The organism is Comamonas kerstersii (assembly GCF_002056725.1).
Classification (GTDB): domain Bacteria; phylum Pseudomonadota; class Gammaproteobacteria; order Burkholderiales; family Burkholderiaceae_C; genus Comamonas; species Comamonas kerstersii.
The window spans coordinates 273,849-294,147 of record NZ_CP020121.1 but is presented as its reverse complement, the minus strand read 5'-3'; the positions used below and the strand labels follow the sequence as shown (position 1 = coordinate 294,147).

Sequence of the window (20,299 nt, the reverse complement as noted above, 5' to 3'; positions counted from 1 at the left end):
TAAACAGGGCACGACCACCTGTACCGAGTTCATGCGTGGCCCTGAAGGTATCGCACTACACGGCCTGCTTTAGAACCAGTCCAGATGGTGATCCCATTTCACTCGATGCTGTAACGACTGGTATTGCGACATATCAAAAGAAAGAGGTAGCACCAGCGGGTATTTGCGGATGTTGTTCAGCGGCCGCATTAGGGAAAGTATGGGGGACTCATCGAGATGGGTTTTCATCATCCAGAAAACACACAGGAGAACAGGGAGATGACAAGCAAATACGACCAGAATCTGGACCGCAATGCGGCCAACTTTGCCGCACTGACCCCACTGAGCTTTATCGAGCGCACGGCCAGCGTCTACCCCGAGCGGCTGGCCATCGTACATGGCGATCTGCGCCAGACCTGGGGCCAGACCTATGCGCGTTGCCGCCAGCTGGCCAGCAGCCTGCGCAAGGCAGGCATTGGCAAGAACGACACCGTAGCCGTGATCCTGCCCAACACGCCGCCCATGGTGGAAGCCCACTTCGGCGTGCCCATGGCTGGTGCCGTGCTCAACACGCTCAACACCCGTCTGGATGCCGAGGCACTGGCTTTCATGCTGGACCATGGCGAAGCCAAGGCGCTGATCGTAGACCCCGAGTTCACCGGTGTGATTGCCAAGGCGTTGAAGCTGCGCACCTGCACCGAGCCGCTGCTGGTGATTCAGGTGGACGATGCACTCTACGGCCCTGCTGCCACGCAGGTGGGCAGCATCAGCTACGAAGACTTTGTGGCCCAGGGTGACGCCGACTTTGCCTGGGAAATGCCGGAAGACGAGTGGGACGCCATTGCGCTGAACTACACCAGCGGCACCATGGGCAACCCCAAGGGCGTGGTCTATCACCACCGCGGCGCGGCCATCAATGCCATCAGCAATGTGCTGGAGTGGGACATGCCCAAGCACAGCGTCTATCTGTGGACGCTGCCCATGTTCCACTGCAATGGCTGGTGCTTTCCCTGGACCGTGGCAGCGCGTGCGGGTGTGAACGTCTGCCTGCGCCGCGTGGAAGCCAAGGCGATTTTTGATGCCATCCGCGACCATGGCGTGACCCACTACTGCGGCGCGCCCATCGTGCAGTCGCTGCTGGTGAATGCACCGGCCGAACTCAAGGTAGGCATTCCTGCAGGCGTGAAGGCCATGGTGGCCGGCGCTGCGCCACCGGCTTCGATGATTGAAGGCATGGAAGCCATGGGCTTTGATCTGACCCATGTGTATGGCCTGACCGAAACCTATGGCCCCGCCACGGTCTGCGCCAAGCACGAAGCCTGGCAGCAGCTGGACATTGGCGAGCGCGCGCGGCTGAACGCCCGTCAAGGCGTGCGCTACCACCTGCAGCGTGAAGTGCGCGTGATGGACCCCGAAACCCTGCAGCCCGTGCCCATGGATGGCGAAACCATGGGCGAGATCATGTTCCGCGGCAACATCACCATGAAGGGCTACCTCAAGAACCCCAAGGCGACGGACGATGCTTTTCGTGGCGGCTGGTTCCACAGCGGAGACCTGGCCGTGCAGTACCCCGATGGCTATATCCAGATCAAGGACCGCAGCAAGGACATCATCATCTCGGGCGGTGAAAACATCTCTTCGATTGAGGTGGAAGACGTGCTCTACCGCCACCCCGCTGTGCTGGCAGCTGCAGTGGTGGCCAAGCCGGATGAAAAGTGGGGCGAGACACCCTGCGCTTTCCTCGAAATCAAGCCTGGCACTGAGGTGACGGAGCAGGATATCATTGCCCACTGCAAGCAGCATCTGGCAGGCTACAAGGTGCCGCGTGCCGTGGTGTTTGGTGAGCTGCCCAAGACCAGCACGGGCAAGATCCAGAAGTTTGAGCTGCGCAAGCAGGTCGGCTCGGCCAAGGCGATTGCGGCCTGAAGCCGGAACTTCTAAAAAGAGAGCTGTTTGCGCTGATTTATCAAGGTTTTTGGAGATAAAAGTATCTGAATTGAAAGATTTATCAGCGCAGGCAGCTATAAAAAATGCAGACACCAGGTCTGCATTTTTTTGTGGTTTGAAGCGTTCAGTTCACTTCCAGTACTGGCACTTGCTTTCTTCCTTGGTGGTCCAGACTTCCTCGGCAGGCAGGGTCTTGACCAGCTTGTAGTAGTCCCAGGTGCCCTTGGATTCGGCGGGGGACTTCACCTCCATCAGGTACATGTCGTGGGCATAGCGGCCATCGGGGCGGATGCGGCCCTTGCCAAAGAAGTCGTTGATCTCCATGTCCTTCCACGCAGCCATGACCTTGTCGGCTTCCAGCGTGCCCGCTTTTTCTACGGCCTTGAGGTAGTTCATGGTGGCCGAGTAGTCGGCGGCCTGGATTTCGCTGGGGCGGCGCTTGGTCTTGGCCATGAACTTGTCGGCAAACTTGCGGCTTTCGTCATTCATGTCCCAGTACCAGCTGGTGGTGAACTGCAGACCCGCGGTGTTCTTCACGCCCAGACTGTGGATGTCGGAGAAGAAGATCAGCAGGCCCACGGGCTTCATCGCCTTGTCAATGCCAAACTCCTTGGCAGCCTTGATGGAGTTGACTGTGTCGCCCCCTGCATTGGCCAGGCCGAGGATCTGGGCCTTGGAGTTCTGGGCCTGCAGCATGAAGCTGGAGAAGTCGCTGGCGTTCAGCGGCGTCTTGACCGCACCCAGCACCTTGCCGCCATTGGCTTCGACGATCTTGGTGGTGTCTGCTTCCAGCGCATGGCCAAAGGCGTAGTCGGCCGTCAGAAAGAACCAGGTCTTGCCACCGTTTTCCACCACGGCCTTGCCCGTGCCCTTGGCCAGGGCCACGGTGTCAAAGGCGTAGTGCACGATGTAGGGGCTGCACTGCTCATTGGTCAGCACGGAAGTGCCCGCGCCGTTGTCCACGAAGACGCGTTTTTTCTCGGTCGCTACCTGGGCCATGGCCAGTGCCGTGGCGCTGTTGGTGCCGCCAAAGACCAGGCTGATGTTCTGCTGGTCAATCCATTCACGGGCCTTGCTGGCGGCAATATCGGCCTTGTTCTGGTGGTCGGCCGTCAGTAGTTCGATGGGCTTGCCCAGTACTTTGCCGCCAAAGTCATCAATGGCCATCTGTATGGCCGTGGCACCGTGCCTGCCTTCCACGTCAGCGTAGAGGCTGGACATATCGGTGATAAAGCCAATCTTGACGACGTCTGGCTCCTTGAACTGGGCGTGGGCGGCGCTGCCCAGCAGACCCAGTGCGCAGAAGGCGAGTGACAAGGGGGAAAGTTTCCAGCGTTGCATGCCTGTCTCCGTGAGGTGAGTGAAGACATACAGCGTGCGTATTTCAGGCCTGGCTTGCTACTAGGAGCATCCCCCGCAGGGATTGCACGCCTTGTGCAGGTTGATCCGCTTGCGCAAGTGCGCAAGCTGTCATTGCGCATGAAGGCATCACGAATGCTCGCGGATGGTGATGCGGCCCACGGGGCTGTCAGCACTGGTGGGGTTCATGGGGCTCACAGGACTTTCCGCCTGTGGTGCCATGACGGGCAGCACAATGCCGGGCACGCTGCCCTGGCGTGCAGCGGCGACTTCTTCGCCCAGATCGTGCACGGCGGCTGCGTAGTAGCTCGACCAGTTGTAGCGCGTGATGGCGTAGAAGTTCTGTGTGCCCACGATGTAGCTGGGCGCATCTTCGCCGTTTTTCAGCTCAATCAGGGCCAGCAGTCCTTCATGCCCCATGCCGCCTTCAGGCTGTACGCCCAGACGCAGCATCTGCGCAGGGGTAAAGCTGGGCAGGATGTCGGGTGCCAGCAGGGTCGGCAAATCGAGCTGCTCTGCCTGAAAGCGCGCGGGGTACCACACGGGCATGCCGGGTACCCAGCCATGGGCCTTGAAGTAGTTGGCCACGGAGCCAATCGCATCGGCCGGGCTGTTGAACAGGTCAATACGGCCATCGCCATCAAAGTCCACCGCCCACTGTGCCCAGCTGCTGGGCATGAACTGGCCCAGCCCCATGGCCCCGGCGTAGCTGCCGCGCGGGCCGGTGGTGGGCGTGCCAGCCTGGTGCATCATCAGCAGAAACTGCTCCAGCTCGCCGCGAAAGTAGCGCTGGCGCTCGGCCGCACGCGGGTGGGCCTGTGGGAAGTCAAAGGCCAGGGTGCTCAGGCTGTCGAGCACGCGCAGATTGCCCATGTGGCGGCCGTAAATGGTTTCCACACCAATGATGCCGACGATCATGGACGCAGGCACACCGTATTGAGCCTCGGCACGTGCCAGGGTGTCGGCGTTTTCGTTCCAGAAGCGCACACCGGCCTGAATGCGTACGGGGTCGATAAAGCGGCGGCGGTAGTCGCCCCAGTCGCGTGCCGTGGTGCGGGTCTTGGGCGCTGGCGTCATCAGCTTGGGCACTTGCGGCAGAAAGCGCGCCTGTGCCAGCTGTGCCTTGACCCATGCGGGGTCCAGCCCATGGCGCTGCGCCATGTCTTCAGCCCACTGCTGTGCATCCGCCCGCTGGCCATAGGGCGTTTGCATGCTGGTGCGCTTGGTGGCGCTGTTTTGCGAGAAAGCCGGAATGTGAAAGCTACAGCATGCGGCAAGGGCCAGGAGAAGCGAATGGGAAAGCAGGCGTTTCATGAAGTGCGGGGCCAGATCAATGCGCGGTAATGGCGCTGCAATGTGCGCAGACTGGGTGTCTGCGCATCATGTGGTGCGTAGCGCCATTGTTCCATCTGTTGCAGCCACTGTTGCAGTGGGCGCGAATCATCCCCCCATTGTGCTTGGACTGCGCGTGCCAGCGCCTGCAGGCCCAGACTGTCCGCATGGGCAATGCCCGCCTGCGCCAGCCTGCGGCGTGCGCGGTGCATCAGGCGCTGCCAGGGATCGGCGATGTAGTGCTGGCGCCAGCGCTGCAGGCCCAGCCATGCCAGCAACAGGGCCATGCCACATCCCAGTGCGGTGGCCAGGGTTACGGCAAGGTTCTGGCTGAGCTGCAGGCGCTGCAGCAGCTGGGCCTGATCGCCACGGGTGTAGTTCAGCACCCAGTCGTTCCAGCGGTGGTTGATGGCTTCCCACTGTGCTCGCAGCTGCTGCATGGCATCCCAGCCCATGACGCGGCCCATGGCTTGATTCAGTGGTGTGGCTGGCGGGCTCAGGCGCTGCAGCTGCTCGGTGCGGGAGGGGGCCACGGCTGTGGTCGGGTCAATGCGCAGCCAGCCTTCTTGGGGCAGCCAGACTTCGGTCCAGGCATGGGCATCGCTCTGGCGCACCGTCCACAGGCCATCGACCGGGTTGCGCTCTCCGCCCTGATAGCCCGTGACCAGTCGTGCAGGAATGCCCGCAGCGCGCATCAGCACGGCAAAGGCAGAGCTGATGTGTTCACAGAAGCCATCGCGCGTATCGAACCAGAAGGCATCGGCCGTGTGCGGGCTGCTGACCACGGTGGGGCTGAGTGTGTAGGTGTAGCCCCCCTGGCGCAGCTGCGTGAGCGCGGCCTGGATGATGGCCATGTCGTCCGCACCGTGCTGTGCGCGCAGCTGCTGTGCCCAGGCCAGGGTGCGCGGGTTGAGGTCTGCAGGCAGCTGCAGGTAGGGCTTGCGCTGCCAGGCAGACAGCTGCTGGCCATAGACAAAATGCAGATGGGCCTGGGCCTGGTAGCGCAGCACATCGGTGATGGGGCGCCAGGCCAGCCATTGCAGATCACTGGTCTGCAGCATGCGCCGCCGTGGCATGTCTGGCTGCTGCAGCGTGGCGTCCAGCGTCAGCAGCCAGCGCTGGTGGTGCGGTTCCAGCGTCAGCTCATAGGGCACGGCCTGGCCCAGACCGGTGGCCTGCTGGCTGGGGCGCATGGGGGCTTCGTCACTGCCTGTCTGCCACTGGCGGCCATCAAAATGGCTGAGCACAGGGCCGCGAAAGTACAGCAGGTGCTGCGGGGGCGTCTGCCCATCGGGCAGTGCAAAGCGCACGCGCAGGGCCACGCTGAAGTCCTGCGCCAGCTCTGCCACCTGCCCGACGGTGATCTGATTGCCCAGCCCGGTTCTGGCCTTGCTTTCCTGCGCAGGCAGGCCCCACAGCGGCCCAAAGCGCGGGAAGCTTAGAAACAGCACCAGCATGACAGGGGCGCCCAGCAGCATCAGCAGCCCGGAGGTGCGCAGCAGCTGCCCCAGGCTCGGGTAGCCTGCAGGCATATGGGCGTTGACCAGCGCGGCCAGCAGCCCCCAGGCCGCCAGCAGCATGGCGCAGGCCATCAGCAGCGATTGCGACTGCAGAAACAGCGTCAGCAGCGTGAAAAAGCCCAGAAAGAAGATCACCATGGCGTCGCGCCGCGCACGGACCTCCAGCGTCTTGAGCACGAGCAGCAGCAAAATCAGCACCACGCCGGCTTCAGGCCCGACGATGGTGCGGTACTGCAGAGCGGTGGCTGCGACGGCCAGCACCAGCAGCGTGTTGAGCAGCCATTTGCGTGGCAGAGCCTGCCCCCGCAGTACCGTGCCCAGTCGCCATGTCAGGATGAGCAGCGCCAGCGCACTGACCCACCACGGCAGAAAAGCCAGATGGGGCAGCAGCACCAGTATCACCACGCCCAGCACCAGCAGGGTGTCACGGGTTTCGCGTGGCATGGTGGTGAGGTATTGCTTCATGATTTATAGCTATCAGGGCAGGTGTATCAAGCGTTGGCGTGGTTTTTTGTTCATATTTTTCTGGTTGTGGCAGCGTGCGTGCCATCCACCGCCAGCGCGGCCAGACAGGTGTGCAAATGTGCGCTGCCTCCGGCGGGTGCAATGCGTTGCCCACTGGGCAGCACCAGTCCCCATGACCATTGCTGCGCATGGGCAAACAGCACCCAGGCGGTGAGCCGGGCAATCTGTGCCTCGGGGTCGTGCAGGCCGGTGGCATGGGCCGCCAGCCATAGCGTGTGGGTGGAGGTGCGGGCACTGTCGCGCACGACCAGTTCTCCGCTGCCAGAGGCCAGTGCCGTGGCGGCTTTTTTCCATACCACCTGGCGCATGGCATCGCCGCGCTGGTAGCTGCGCACGCCGTCGAACTCACTGCTGCCGCTGTGCTGCATGGGGGCGGAGCCATGCGCATTGGCTTGCCCAAAGCGAACCGGGGGCATGGGCGTTTCGGGGGCGGGGTAGACCAGCACTCGGTCATCGGGTTGCCAGTAGCTCCACAGCCGGAAGACGCCCAGTGGAAAACGGCTTTCCAGCAGAATCCGGGGCACCTGGTGCCAGCCGCGCAGGTGGGGCACGGAGCCCAGTTCTACGCGCGCTGTCTGACCGGGTGCGACATCGGTATGCGCCCAGGCCAGCGGTCCATGCAGCCGGTCCAGCGCCAGAGACAGGCCATGGCGCGCCCGCTGTCCTTGGTGGATCTGCAGCAGCACGGGAATGTGGGCGCGCTCGCCCTGAAAGACGGGCTGCAGGCTGTCCAGCCGCAGCTGCAGGCCGCGCAGATTGCGGTGCCCCATCCAGAGGCTGGCCAGTGCGCTGCCTGCTATCAGAAAGGTGAGGGCATAGCCCAGATTGAGCTGAAAGTTGATGCTGGCCACCAGCAGCACCATCAGTGTGGCAGCCAGTGCCCAGCCTGCCGCAGAGGGCATCACATAGATATTGCGCTGCTGCAGCGTGTGCAGAGGGTGGGGGCGCTGGCGGCGTGCTGCCCAGTCATGCAGGGTCTGCCGCCAGCGGCTGCGTGTGGGGTGTGGGGCGTGTGGCATCACGGAATGGCGATGGCCTGCAGCATGGCACGCACTTGCTCTACCGTGCCTCGCCCGGCGTTGGCCACGGCATGCAGGCGGTGTGCCATGGTCTGTACAAAGATAGCCTGTACATCGTCGGGCGAGACATAGTCGCGCCCCAGCACCAGCGCATGTGCCTTGGCAGCACGCAGCAGGGCAATGCCTGCACGTGGCGATAGGCCCTGCACAAACCATTGGCCGCTGCGCGAAGCGTCGAGCAGATCCTGGATGTAATGCAGCAGTGCAGGCGCTGCATGGACGTGCAGCACAGCTTGCTGCAGGCTGCGCAGCTCATCGAGTGTGACTTGTGCAGGCAGCGCATCCACCATGCTGCGGTGGCCGTGGTTGGCCAGCAGCTGCAGCTCGGCCTGGCGATCGGGGTAGCCAAGTTTGATGCGCATCAAAAAACGGTCCAGCTGGCTCTCGGGTAGCGGGTAGGTCCCGAGTTGCTCCAGCGGATTCTGTGTCGCAATCACAAAAAACGGCTGAGGCAGGGTGTGGGTCTTGCCTTCGACGGAGACCTGCTTTTCTTCCATGGCTTCCAGCAGCGCACTCTGCGTCTTGGGGCTGGCGCGGTTGATTTCATCGGCCAGCAGCACCTGGGTGAACAGCGGGCCTGGATGAAAGACAAAGCCTTCGCTGCCCCGGTCGTAGACGGACACGCCAGTCAGGTCGCTGGGCATGAGGTCGGAGGTGAATTGCACCCGCGCAAACTGCAGGCCAAAGCTGTGCGCCAGGGCATGTGCCAGCGTGGTTTTTCCCACGCCAGGCAAGTCTTCAATGAGCAGGTGACCGCCTGCCAATAGGCATACGACACAGTCTTGTACTTGCTGTGTTTTGCCAACGAGGACCGTGTTAAGCTGGTTCAGAAGCGAGCGAATGTGGTGCGAATGCATAGACAAAACGTAGACGCTGATAAGCGCTGTGCACTGGATGAATGACGGCGGGTGATGAGCCACGCGGCATCGACAGCAGTGTGAGCGACACCTAAAAAAACAGGGGACAAGAAACGTGGGGAAGACAGGCTATTTTTCTCACCGTGCGTGCTGGCGGCATGAAATGGGAGCGGGGCATCCCGAGAGCCCCGAGCGTCTGGACGTCATTGAAGATCGTCTGCTGATGACGGGGGTGTTTGATGGTGTGGAACGCATGGAAGCACCTCAGGCTGCGATAGGGGATGTGGAACTGGCGCACGACCGCATGCATGTGGCAGCGCTGCGTGGGCTCACGGATCGGCTGGTGGAAGAGCAGGCGGCAGGTGGCCCTGAATATACGCAGATCGATACCGATACCGCCATCAATGCACACACGCTGACTGCTGCGCTGCATGCGGCCGGTGCAGCCGTGGCAGCGACCGATGCAGTGCTCGATGGCACGCTGGAAAATGCTTTCTGCGCCATTCGCCCCCCCGGTCACCATGCCACGCGCAACAAGGCCATGGGATTTTGTTTTTTCAACAACGTTGCCATTGCTGCCCTGCATGCGCTGCAGCGCCGCCATCTTAAGCGCGTGGCGATTGTGGACTTTGACGTACACCATGGCAATGGCACGGAAGACATTCTGGCCGGTGACGACCGCGTGCTGATGGTGAGCTTTTTTCAGCACCCCTTCTACCCATTCAGCGGAGACAAGGACCCGGCTTCCAACATGCTCAATATTCCGGTGTCGGCCTATACCAAGGGTATGGACATCCGTGAGCTGGTCGAGATGCTGTGGATTCCGCGACTGGAAGCCTTCAAGCCCGAGATGATTTTCATCAGCGCCGGTTTTGATGCCCACCGCGATGACGACATGGGGCAGCTCAACCTGACCGAGAACGACTATATCTGGCTGACCGAGCGCATCAAGGATGTGGCGCGTCGCTTCTGTCACGGACGTGTCGTGTCCTGTCTGGAAGGCGGCTACATGATGGGGCCTCTGTCGCGCAGTGTGGAGGCACATCTTCGCGTACTTGCTGATCTGTAAATCATGAGTGACATCTTGCTGCAAAGCCGTGACGCACGTGGTGTGGTCACGCTGACCCTGAATGATCCCGCCCGCTTTAACGCGCTGGGGCAGGAGATGCTGCAGGCCCTGCAGCATGCGCTGGACACCCTGGCGCTGGATGAGCAGCTGCGTGCGGTGGTGCTGGCTGCCCATGGCAAGGCCTTCTGTGCCGGGCACAACCTCAAGGACATGGCTGCACACCCCGAACTGAGCTACTACCAGCAACTGTTTGCACAGTGCTCGCGCATGATGCTGAGCATTACGCGCCTGCCCGTGCCGGTGATTGCGCGTGTGCAGGGCATTGCCACGGCAGCAGGCTGCCAGCTGGTGGCGCAGTGCGATCTGGCGGTGGCCAGTACCGAGGCGCGTTTTGCCACCAGTGGCATCAACTATGGCCTTTTCTGTGCAACGCCCAGCGTGCCGCTGGTGCGCAACGTGCCCTTCAAGCACGCCATGGAGATGCTGCTCACGGGCGACTTCATTGGTGCACCAGAAGCGCAGGCACGTGGCTTGATCAACCGTGCCGTGCCGCCAGAGCAGCTCGATGCGCAGGTGGAACAGCTGCTGCAGTCCATCGTGCAAAAGCCAGCAACGGCTGTGCGCATGGGTAAGGCCTTGATGTACCGCCAGCGTGAACTGGGGCTGGATGCAGCTTATGCACTGGCTGGTGAAACCATGGCCTGCAACATGATGGATGCCGATGCCCAGGAAGGTGCACAGGCTTTTGCGCAAAAGCGTCAGCCGCACTGGCGCGGTGCAATCTGATGACTAGGGAATCTACCTAGTTCGCGTGAAATAACTCTGTTTGCAAGACGATGCGTGCATAAAATGGCACGATCGTTCTTTTTTGAGTTGCTGCATTGGTTCGCGCTGTACAGTTTTTTGCTGCAGTGCCACATAGAATGCATGACAATTTACGTCAACGTCAATTTCAACCATTTGCAATCTCACCGATTCCCAAGGAGCTGCAGCATGAAGGTACTGGTCCCAGTCAAGCGCGTGGTGGACTACAACGTCAAAGTCCGCGTGAAGTCCGACGGCACAGGCGTGGACATCGCCAACGTCAAGATGAGCATGAACCCCTTTGACGAGATTGCCGTCGAAGAAGCCGTGCGCCTGAAGGAAAAGGGTGTGGTCACCGAGGTGATCGCTGTCTCCTGCGGCGTGACCCAGTGCCAGGAGACCCTGCGCACGGCCATGGCCATTGGTGCGGACCGTGCCATCCTGGTGGAAACCAATGAAGAGCTGCAGCCCCTGGCCGTGGCCAAGCTGCTCAAGGCCCTGGTGGACAGGGAGCAACCCGGCCTGGTGATTCTGGGCAAGCAGGCCATTGACGATGACTGCAACCAGACAGGCCAGATGCTGGCGGCGCTGGCAGACCTGCCACAAGCTACTTTTGCCTCCAAGGTGGAAGTGGCTGGCGACAAGGTCAACGTGACCCGCGAAGTGGACGGTGGCCTGGAAACCCTGAGCCTGTCCACCCCTGCAGTGATCACCACCGACCTGCGCCTGAACGAGCCCCGCTACGTGACCTTGCCCAACATCATGAAGGCCAAGAAAAAGCAGCTGGACACCGTCAAGCCTGAAGACCTGGGCGTGGATGTGGCCCCCCGCATCAAGACCCTGAAGGTGGCAGAGCCTGCCAAGCGTGGCGCTGGTGTGAAGGTGCCCGATGTTGCAACGCTCGTAGAAAAACTCAAAAACGAAGCGAAAGTGATCTAACCCCCTGAGCCGCTTCGCGTCTTCCCCCAAGGGGGACGACAGCCTCGCGTCGGGGCGGCCCTAGCTCGCTGTCTCTGGCTTTGAGACGTGCGGGTTTTGAAGGTCGATGCCCGTTCGCGGACTTCGTAAGAACGTAAAGAATTTTGGAGTTGAAATGACTTCCCTCGTTATTGCTGAACACGACAACGCCTCCATTAAGGGCGCAACCCTGAACACCGTCACGGCTGCTGTGGCCTGCGGTGGTGATGTGCACGTGCTGGTGGCTGGTGAAAACGCCGCTGCTGCAGCCGCTGCTGCTGCCCAGATCGCTGGAGTGTCCAAGGTCATCCACGCCGATGGCGCAAGCTTGAAGGACGGCCTGGCGGAGAACCTGGCTGCACAGGTGCTGGCCATCGCCGGCAACTACAGCCACATCCTGTTCCCTGCCACTGCTTCCGGCAAGAACGCAGCCCCCCGCGTGGCTGCCAAGCTGGACGTAGCCCAGATCAGCGACATCACTGCTGTGATCTCTGCTGATACTTTCGAGCGCCCCATCTACGCAGGCAATGCCATTGCCACCGTGCAATCTGCTGACGCCACCAAGGTGATCACCGTGCGTACCACCGGCTTTGACGCTGCCGCTGCTACCGGCGGCTCTGCAGCCGTTGAAACCGTGGCGGCTGTGGCTGATTCGGGCAAGAGCGCCTTTGTGGGCCGTGAAGTGACCAAGAGCGACCGCCCTGAGCTGACGGCCGCCAAGATCATCGTCTCCGGTGGTCGTGCGCTGGGCTCGGCCGAGAAGTTCAACGAAGTCATCACCCCGCTGGCCGACAAGCTGGGCGCGGCCATTGGTGCTTCCCGTGCAGCCGTGGATGCAGGTTACGCCCCCAACGACCTGCAAGTGGGCCAGACTGGCAAGATCGTGGCACCTCAGCTGTACATCGCAGCCGGTATCTCGGGCGCGATCCAGCACCTGGCAGGCATGAAGGACTCCAAGGTCATCGTGGCCATCAACAAGGACCCTGAGGCTCCCATCTTCTCGGTGGCGGACTATGGTTTGGAAGCAGACCTGTTCGAGGCAGTTCCTGCACTGGTGCAGGCGCTGTAAATCGTGCGGAATAAAAGGAGGGTTTGCCCTCCTTTTTGCATTAGAGCCTCAGATGCCCCCGGCTGCATTGGACAGCGCATGACAGCTCATGCTGGCGAGCAGAACTTCGAGGGGGCGACGGGCAGAGCTGATCTCCCGAAACATGAATCAGCAAGTACATAACAAGAGACACACAAGCATGAGAGGACTGGGTTCACGCATATTCGCCAGCTGCTTGCTGGCTGTTGGTACCTGGGGGAGCACCCTGGCATATGCCGATTGGGTGATTGGGCAGGTGGGGCCGTTTACGGGGGCGTCCGCTGTGCAGACCAAGGCCTATGCGCAGGGCATGCGACTGTATTTCGACCAGGTCAACCGCCGCGGCGGAGTGCATGGCGAACGCCTCAAGTTGGTCACGGCCGATGATCGCGGCGTGCCGGAAACCACGGTAGAGCAGACCCGAACGCTGCTGCAGGACTACAAGCCCGTGGCGCTGGCTGGCTATTTTGGTAACCGCAATCTGCGTCATCTGCTGGACAGCCAGTTGCTGGCGCAGCACAGAATCAGTGTGGTGGGCTTTCAGAGCACAGACATGCAGGTGCTGAATGCGCCTCAGATGTTCAGTACGCGTGCCGGGCTGCCGCAGGAGCTGGAAAAAATTGCCAGGCATCTGGCTACGCTGGGGCTGCTGGATCTGGCGCTGGTGTATGACGACCGTGAACCTGAAGAAGCCCAGGCACTGGAGCAGCTGGTGCGAGAGACGGTAGCCAATGCTGGCGCCCGTCTGGTGACCAGCATGAAGATGCAGGGCCACAGAGTGGGGCAGGCTTCTGATGTGGATAGCCTGCAGAAGGCGCAGCCGTACATACAGGCCATTATTGTGGTGGCCTCCAGTCCCATGACAGCCGGGTTCCTGGAGCGCTATCGACTGGAGGGTGGGGCTGCGCAGATCTACGCCATCTCCAGTGCCGATATTGAACAGCTGGCGGTGCGTCTGCCGGTGGAGCTGATGCGTGGGGTGTCGATTGCACAGGTGGTGCCCAACCCCTACCGTTCCAACAACAAGCTCAGCAAGGAGTTTCGTGATCTGGTGCGCCAGAACGGGGGCGAAGAACAGCAGCCCGTGAGCTACGCCATGATGGAAGGTTTTGTGAATGCCAAGGTGCTGGTGGAAGCCATGCGCCGCAGCACGGCTCCATTGACGGCTGAGCAGCTGAGCAGCAGCTTGCGCAGTCTGGGGCCGGTGGATCTGGGCGGCTACTGGGTGGATTTTCGGCCCGGTGCGCAGGTGGGATCCAAATTCGTAGACCTGAGCATTGTCAATGCCCAGGGTCGGGTAACCCAATAAAAATGTAGCTGTCAGCGCAGATTTCATCTGCGTTTCCTGCCATTTTTTATATAAAAGAAAGACGAGACAATGAGTTTTACCGCACCTGTCAAAGACATGCTGTTCTGCATGGAGCACCTGGCCAATCTGCCACAGGTGGCACAGATTCCCGGGTTTGAAGACGCCAGCCTGGAAACCGCCCAGGCCGTGCTGGAAGAAAGCGCCAAGCTCTGCGAAGGCGTGATTGAGCCGCTGAACGTGCCCGGTGATACCCAGCCTTCGAGCTTTGCCGAAGGCAAGGTTGTGACCACGCCTGGCTTCAAGGAGGCCTACCAGCAGTACGTGCAAGGCGGCTGGCAGGGCTTGCAGCACCCTGTGGACTTTGGCGGGCAGGGCCTGCCCAAGACCATTGGCGCAGCCTGTGTGGAAATGCTCAATGCCTCCAACATCAGCTTTGCACTGTGCCCGCTGCTCACCGACGGTGCCATCGAAGCACTGCTGACCGCAGGCAGCGATGCACTCAAGGCCAAATACCTGGAGAAGCTGGTCTCGGGCGAGTGGACGGGCACCATGAACCTGACTGAACCCCAGGCTGGCTCGGATCTGGCGCTGGTGCGCACCAAGGCGGAGCCTCTGCCCGATGGCACCTACAAGATTTTTGGCACCAAGATCTTCATCACCTATGGTGAGCACGACATGGCTGAAAACATCATCCACCTGGTGCTGGCCCGCGTGGCCGGTGCGCCGGAAGGTGTCAAGGGCATCAGCCTGTTCGTCGTGCCCAAGTTCCTGGTCAATGACGATGGCAGTCTGGGGGCACGCAACGATGTGCATTGCGTATCCATCGAACACAAGATGGGCATCAAGGCATCGCCCACGGCTGTGCTGCAGTACGGTGACAACGGTGGTGCGATTGGCTACCTGGTGGGCGAAGAAAACCGGGGGCTGGAGTACATGTTCATCATGATGAACGCCGCCCGCTACGGCGTCGGCCTGCAGGGCATTGGCGTGTCTGAACGTGCCTACCAGCGTGCCGTGCAGTATGCGCGTGACCGGGTACAAAGCCGCCCTGTGGATGGCAGCGTGGCAGGCAGTGCCGCCATCATCCATCACCCCGATGTGCGCCGCATGCTCATGACCATGCGCTCCGTGACCGAAGCCTGCCGCGCCATGGCAAGCACGGCAGCGGCGGCTTATGACGCTGCCCACCACCACCCGGATGCCGAAGTGCGCAAGGCCAACGCTGCCTTCTACGAATTCATGGTGCCGCTGGTCAAGGGCTACAGCACGGAGATGAGCCTGGAAGTAACCAGCCTGGGCGTGCAAGTGCATGGCGGCATGGGCTTTATCGAAGAAACCGGTGCAGCCCAGTACTACCGCGACGCCAAGATTCTGACCATCTACGAAGGCACAACCGCCATTCAGGCCAATGACCTGGTAGGCCGCAAGACCGCCCGCGATGGCGGCGAGAACGCCAAGGCGATTGCCGCGCAGATTGCCAAGACCGAAGCTGAACTGCGTGCCAGTGGCTCGGCAGCAGCGCTGTCCATGGCGGATCGCCTGCAGTCAGCACGTGAAGCTTTCCTGCAGGTGGTGGACTTTGTGGTGGGCAAGGCCAAGGCATCGCCCAATGCCGTGTACGCAGGCAGCGTGCCCTACCTGATGCTGGCAGGCAATCTCATGGCGGGCTGGCAGATGGGCCGTGCCATGCTGGTGGCGCAGGACAAGCTGGCACAGGGCGAGGACGTGCCATTCATGCAGTCCAAGATTGCCACCGCCCAGTTCTATGGCGAGCACATTCTGACCCGTACGGCCAGCCTGCGCGACAGCATCCTGCTGGGCGGCGAAAGCGCCTGTGCACTGCCGCTGGAAGCGTTCTGACACCCGTGTGACAGTCTGAGCCTCAGGCACTGTCACTCTGCTCATAGACTCTGAAAAAAATAGCTGCTGGCGCTTGTGTATCAGGCGCTGGCAGCCAGTTTCTTTCCAATTTAAGACGGAGACGTTTGCATGTCCAAGATTCCTGCAGTGCTGCAAAACCTGGCGCTGCCAGTCATTGGCTCGCCGCTGTTCATCATCAGCAATCCCAAGCTGGTCATTGCCCAGTGCAAGGCCGGTATCGTGGGCTCCATGCCAGCACTGAATGCGCGTCCTGCGGAACAGCTGGACGACTGGCTGGCCGAGATCACCGAGGAGCTGGCGGCTCACAACAAGGCGAACCCCGATGCACCTGCGGCTCCCTTTGCCATCAACCAGATCGTGCACAAGAGCAATGACCGTCTGGAGCGTGACATGGAAGTCTGCGCCAAGTACAAGGTGCCGGTCGTCATCACCAGCCTGGGCGCGCGTGAAGATGTGAACCAGGCGGTACACAGCTGGGGTGGCGTGGTGCTGCACGATGTGATCAACAACAAATTTGCGCGCAAGGCCATTGAAAAGGGCGCAGACGGCCTGATCGCCGTAGCCGCTGGCGCCGGAGGTCACGCAGGCACCAAGAGCCCGTTTGCTCTGATTCAGGAAATCCGCCAGTGGTTTGACGGCCCGCTGGCACTGTCTGGCTCCATGGCAACTGGTGGTGCGGTGCTGGCTGCACAGGCCATGGGTGCAGACTTTGCGTACATGGGTTCGCTGTTTATCGCCACCGATGAAGCGCGGGCCGATACGGCCTACAAGCAGGCCATCGTGGACTGCAATTCTGACGACGTGATCTATTCCAACCTGTTCACAGGCGTGCATGGCAACTATCTGGCGCCATCCATCCGCGCTGCAGGTCTGGACCCCGACAACCTGCCAGCGTCTGATCCCAGCGCCATGAACTTTGGCTCGGGCCGTACCAAGGCCTGGAAAGACATCTGGGGCTGTGGTCAGGGCATTGGCGTGATTGACCGGGTTCAGCCCGCTGCGGACGTGGTGGCACGCCTGAAGCAGGAGTACCAGGCAGCACGAGCGCGGTTGCTGGGGGCGTGATCTCCAGATATTCCCCAAAGCACCTCCGGGTGCTTTTTTTATGCGCGGCAGCGTGATGTCCTGCAGCAACGCTAAGACTTGCACGGGTATGGTGTGCAGGGCATGGTGCGCAGTTGCTAGCATGTGCTGTTTTCTTTTTGTTGCAGACTCCCACACGATGACCACCACTGAGACTCCACCGCCAGACGGCAAGGCAGCGACCCGCGCACGAAGACCCGTACAACCTGGCAGTGGATGGCTGGTGATGGCCTCTTTGCTGTGGCTGCCTCAGGCCGCCTTTATCGCCTGGGCTGTGCAGTGCTTTGCCAATGGGCAGGGCATGCAGTATCTGGGCTGGCAGGTCGCAGGTGTGGCCGTTTGCGGTGTCTTGCGCGCTCTGTGTGAGGGGCGTGGTGTGCGCGTGACCTATGTGCATGCACGTGCACAGGTCAGCCAGTTGCGGGAGCAGGCCCTGCAGGCGCTGGCCCAGACTTCGCCCATGGACCGCACGCGTACTCCATCCGGCCTTGCAGCCAGTGCGCTGGCCGAGCAGGCCGAAGCCATCGTGCCCTGGCTGTCGCGCTATCAGCCAGCGATGTGGCGCGTCATGGTGGTCTCACCCCTGATCGCTGTGGCGGTGGCCACGCAATCCTGGGTGGCGGCCCTGATTTTGCTGTTTGCCGCACCCCTCATCCCCCTGTTCATGGCGATCGTGGGCTGGCGTGCCAAGGCCGCCAGTGAAGCCCAGATGGTGGAACTGGGGCAGATGAATGGTTTTTTGCTGGACCGCCTGCGTGGCCTGAGCACGCTGCGCGCCCTGCATGCGGTGCCGCACACGGCCAGCCGCCTGCGTGAGCATGCCGAATCGCTGCGCGTGCGCACCATGCGCGTGCTGCGTATTGCCTTTTTGTCGTCTGCAGTGCTGGAGCTTTTTTCGGCACTGGGCGTGGCCATGGTGGCCATGTATGTGGGCTTTCATCTGCTGGGTAATCTGCCGTTTGGTGCCTGGGGCGACAAGCTCAGTCTGGGCCAGGCGCTGTGGGTACTGATGCTGGCCCCCAGCTTTTTTGATCCGCTGCGTGAGCTGTCTGCCGTCTGGCATGACCGTGCAGCGGGGCAGGCCGCCATGGAAGGTCTGCAGGCTCTGAGCCAGCAGCGCAAGCCCTTGCCTGCAGCGCTACAACCAGTGCCTGATGCCGTGTCGCGCAGTGCGATGGGTGTGCGCACCCATGATCTGCAGGTCGCCGTAGATGGTGAGGCCATGCTGGCCCCCGTCAACCTGGATATTCAGCCCGGAGAGCATGTGGCCATCTGGGCGCCCAGCGGTGCGGGTAAATCGGTGCTGCTGGCGCAGCTGGCAGGCTTGTTGCCCGTGCCTGCGGGGCAGCTGGAGCTCGATGGGCGGCGCATGCAGGAGCAGGACTGGCCCGTCATGCGTGCACGCATGGCCTGGATGAGCCAGCAACCGCATATCTTTGCAGGCAGCGTGCCGCGCAATGTGCATCTGGGGCGTGAGGGGGGGGAGCCCGCTGCTGTGCAGCATGCCTTGCATCAGGCAGGGCTAGGCAAGGCCTTTACCCAGCGCTACAGCACCAGCCTGGGGGAAGCAGGGCAGGGCCTGTCTGGTGGTGAAGCCGTACGACTGGGGCTGGCGCGCATGGCTGTGCAGCAGCATGCAGGCCTGTGGCTGGTCGATGAACCCACGGCCCACCTGGATCCGGCAACCGGCGAGCAAGTCATGCACAACCTGCGCGAGATGGCGTCTGGCAAGACCTTGATTGTTGCGACCCATGATCCAGCCCTGGCGGCGCTGATGGACCGCACCATTGCGCTGAAGGAGGTGGCCGCATGAAAAAACAACGCATGGGTTTGCGGCAGATGGCCCGCTTGCTGGGGCAGATGGCGCCGCGGCACTGGTGGCTGGGCGGGATGCTGATGGCAGCGCTGACCGTCACCATGGGCATGGCATTGCTGGGCCTTTCCGGCTGGTTTATTGCAGCCACGGCCATTGCCGGGCTGCTGCCAGCGACAGCCATGGTTTTTGACATCTTCATGCCCTCGGCAGGCATTCGCCTGCTGGCCATGGGGCGTACCGCTTCGCGCTATGGCGAGCGTCTGGTCACGCACGAAGCTACGCTGGCCGTGCTGGCAGCGCTGCGGGAAAAACTCTTTCTGGGCTGGGCACAGCCTGGCGCGGCGCGTCAGCTGCAGCTGCGCCCTGCGCGCCTGCTGCAGCGCCTGACGGCAGATGTGGATGCGCTCGACAGCCTATATCTGCGCCTGATGGTGCCTGTGGCCGCAGCTGCAGGTGCTGTGCTGCTGGCCGCCATCGTGCTGGGTGCTCTGACCTGGTGGCTGGGTGTGGCTGTGCTGCTGGGCCTGTGCGTGGCTGGCGGTGGTCTGGCCTGGTGGCTGCTGCAGCGCAGCCATGTGCCAGCCCTTCGTCGCGCTGTGGCGCTGGAGCGCCTGCGTGCCCAGGCCGTGGATGTGGTGGCCGGGCAGACCGAGCTGCTCATGGCCGGTCAGCTGCCCCGAGCCTGTGAGCAGCTCATGCAGGCCGATGCCCGCGTGGCGCAGGCTGACCATGCGCTCAATCGTCTGGACGCGCAGGCTGCCACCGGCTTTGGTGTGGCCGGTGCATTGGTGCTGGCAGGTGTGCTGGCCATGGCTGGCTGGCTGGTACAGGCGGGTGTGATCGGCGCTCCGGGCGCTGCGCTGGCCTTGCTGGTAGCGCTGACGGCCATGGAGCCTTTTGCCGCACTGCGCCGTGGCGCACTGGAGGCTGGGCGCACGCGGCTGGCTGCGCGTCGATTGGGCGAGCGCCTGCAGGAGCCGGTCAGTGATGCACCCAGCTGGCAGCCTCCGGCGGATGCAGACACCGCCTTTGTGCTCGATCAGGTCACGGTGCAGCACGCCAGCTCTGCCGTGCCTGCGCTGCATCAAGTCAGCCTGCGCATTGCGAAAGGCGAAAGGCTGGCCCTGGTGGGCCCCAGCGGCGCTGGCAAATCTACCTTGCTGGAAGTGCTGGCCGGTGAGCTGTCCGTGACGGCAGGCACCGTACAGGCCATGCCCAGTGTGTGGCTGACCCAGCGCGTGGCGCTGTTTCAGGATTCCATCCGCGACAACCTGCGCCTGGCAGCCCCGGAGGCAGACGATGCTGCGCTGTGGGCGGTGCTCGAAGACGCTGGGCTGGCCGCCGATGTACGCGCCATGCCCAAGGGGCTGGACACCATGCTGGGTGAAGGTGGCCTGGGTCTGTCGGGTGGGCAGGCGCGCCGCCTCGGTCTGGCACGATTGTTTCTGTCACCTCAGCCCTGCTGGCTGCTGGACGAACCCACGGAAGGGCTGGATGCTGCCACGGCGCGTGATGTGCTGCAGCGGCTGATGCATCGGGCTGCAGACAAAACCGTCGTGCTCAGTACACATTTGCAACGAGAAGCGTTAATGACTGACACAGTTGTATGCATTGAAACTGGTAGTGTGCGTGGGCAAGCAAAAAAAGTAGCAGCCAGTTTTGATGAGTGGGTAAAGTGCTTGCGCCCTGACTGAT

Annotated in this window: 15 protein-coding genes; 10 read left to right on the top strand and 5 right to left on the bottom strand. The window is 61.9% G+C overall.

Translation table 11 applies throughout. The annotated features are described in order from the left end of the window. Positions 1 to 258 precede the first annotated feature (258 nt). Positions 259 to 1,905 (top strand): acyl-CoA synthetase, encoded by a 1,647-nt coding sequence (locus B5M06_RS01360; protein ID WP_054066710.1) that lies wholly within the window; start codon positions 259 to 261, stop codon positions 1,903 to 1,905. 150 nt (positions 1,906 to 2,055) lie between these two features. Here the strand turns inward: B5M06_RS01360 and B5M06_RS01355 are convergent, their stop codons facing one another. The 5 genes from B5M06_RS01355 to B5M06_RS01335 all read right to left on the bottom strand — a co-directional run bounded on the left by B5M06_RS01355 (position 2,056) and on the right by B5M06_RS01335 (position 8,598). Then, on the bottom strand, positions 2,056 to 3,267 hold the full coding sequence (locus B5M06_RS01355) for an ABC transporter substrate-binding protein (protein ID WP_054066709.1): 1,212 nt from the start codon (positions 3,265 to 3,267) through the stop codon (positions 2,056 to 2,058). Between the two features lie 147 nt (positions 3,268 to 3,414). Continuing rightward, positions 3,415 to 4,599, bottom strand: a complete 1,185-nt coding sequence (gene mltB, locus B5M06_RS01350; RefSeq protein ID WP_077344722.1) for a lytic murein transglycosylase B — start codon at positions 4,597 to 4,599, stop codon at positions 3,415 to 3,417. Continuing rightward, entirely contained in the window at positions 4,596 to 6,602 is a 2,007-nt protein-coding gene (locus tag B5M06_RS01345; RefSeq protein WP_054066708.1) for a transglutaminase TgpA family protein, read from the bottom strand. Before B5M06_RS01345 ends, mltB begins: the two co-directional genes overlap by 4 nt. A 50-nt stretch (positions 6,603 to 6,652) precedes the next feature. Beyond that, entirely contained in the window at positions 6,653 to 7,681 is a 1,029-nt protein-coding gene (locus tag B5M06_RS01340) for a DUF58 domain-containing protein (RefSeq protein ID WP_054066707.1), read from the bottom strand. Then, positions 7,681 to 8,598: an AAA family ATPase gene (locus B5M06_RS01335; protein ID WP_054066706.1), complete on the bottom strand. Its 918-nt coding sequence runs from the start codon at positions 8,596 to 8,598 to the stop codon at positions 7,681 to 7,683. The genes B5M06_RS01340 and B5M06_RS01335 overlap by 1 nt, the downstream gene beginning before the upstream one ends. Positions 8,599 to 8,713: 115 nt before the next feature. On the opposite strand from B5M06_RS01335, the gene B5M06_RS01330 reads away from it, so the two are divergent. The 9 genes from B5M06_RS01330 to B5M06_RS01290 all read left to right on the top strand — a co-directional run bounded on the left by B5M06_RS01330 (position 8,714) and on the right by B5M06_RS01290 (position 20,298). Next, positions 8,714 to 9,667 (top strand): histone deacetylase family protein, encoded by a 954-nt coding sequence (locus tag B5M06_RS01330; RefSeq protein WP_240183977.1) that lies wholly within the window; start codon positions 8,714 to 8,716, stop codon positions 9,665 to 9,667. A 3-nt stretch (positions 9,668 to 9,670) separates the two neighbouring features. Then, the gene (locus tag B5M06_RS01325) at positions 9,671 to 10,453 is read left to right on the top strand and encodes an enoyl-CoA hydratase (protein WP_054066704.1); all 783 of its coding nucleotides are present in this window, start codon (positions 9,671 to 9,673) and stop codon (positions 10,451 to 10,453) included. A 207-nt stretch (positions 10,454 to 10,660) separates the two neighbouring features. Continuing rightward, a complete protein-coding gene (locus tag B5M06_RS01320) occupies positions 10,661 to 11,410 on the top strand; it encodes an electron transfer flavoprotein subunit beta/FixA family protein (protein ID WP_054066177.1) in 750 nt (249 codons plus the stop codon). Positions 11,411 to 11,564: 154 nt separating this feature from the next. Next, a complete protein-coding gene (locus B5M06_RS01315) occupies positions 11,565 to 12,497 on the top strand; it encodes an electron transfer flavoprotein subunit alpha/FixB family protein (protein WP_054065888.1) in 933 nt (310 codons plus the stop codon). A gap of 178 nt (positions 12,498 to 12,675) precedes the next feature. Then, positions 12,676 to 13,824 carry an ABC transporter substrate-binding protein gene (locus tag B5M06_RS01310; RefSeq protein ID WP_054065887.1) on the top strand — a complete coding sequence of 383 codons (1,149 nt, stop codon included), beginning with the start codon at positions 12,676 to 12,678 and terminating at the stop codon, positions 13,822 to 13,824. Between the two features lie 69 nt (positions 13,825 to 13,893). Continuing rightward, positions 13,894 to 15,684, top strand: coding sequence for an acyl-CoA dehydrogenase (locus tag B5M06_RS01305; protein ID WP_054065886.1), 1,791 nt, complete (start codon positions 13,894 to 13,896; stop codon positions 15,682 to 15,684). 129 nt (positions 15,685 to 15,813) lie between these two features. Continuing rightward, on the top strand, positions 15,814 to 16,770 hold the full coding sequence (locus tag B5M06_RS01300; RefSeq protein WP_054065885.1) for an NAD(P)H-dependent flavin oxidoreductase: 957 nt from the start codon (positions 15,814 to 15,816) through the stop codon (positions 16,768 to 16,770). A gap of 157 nt (positions 16,771 to 16,927) precedes the next feature. Continuing rightward, entirely contained in the window at positions 16,928 to 18,601 is a 1,674-nt protein-coding gene (gene cydD / locus B5M06_RS01295) for a thiol reductant ABC exporter subunit CydD (RefSeq protein WP_077393459.1), read from the top strand. Beyond that, positions 18,598 to 20,298, top strand: coding sequence for an amino acid ABC transporter ATP-binding/permease protein (locus B5M06_RS01290; RefSeq protein WP_054065883.1), 1,701 nt, complete (start codon positions 18,598 to 18,600; stop codon positions 20,296 to 20,298). The genes cydD and B5M06_RS01290 overlap by 4 nt, the downstream gene beginning before the upstream one ends. Position 20,299: the final 1 nt, after the last annotated feature.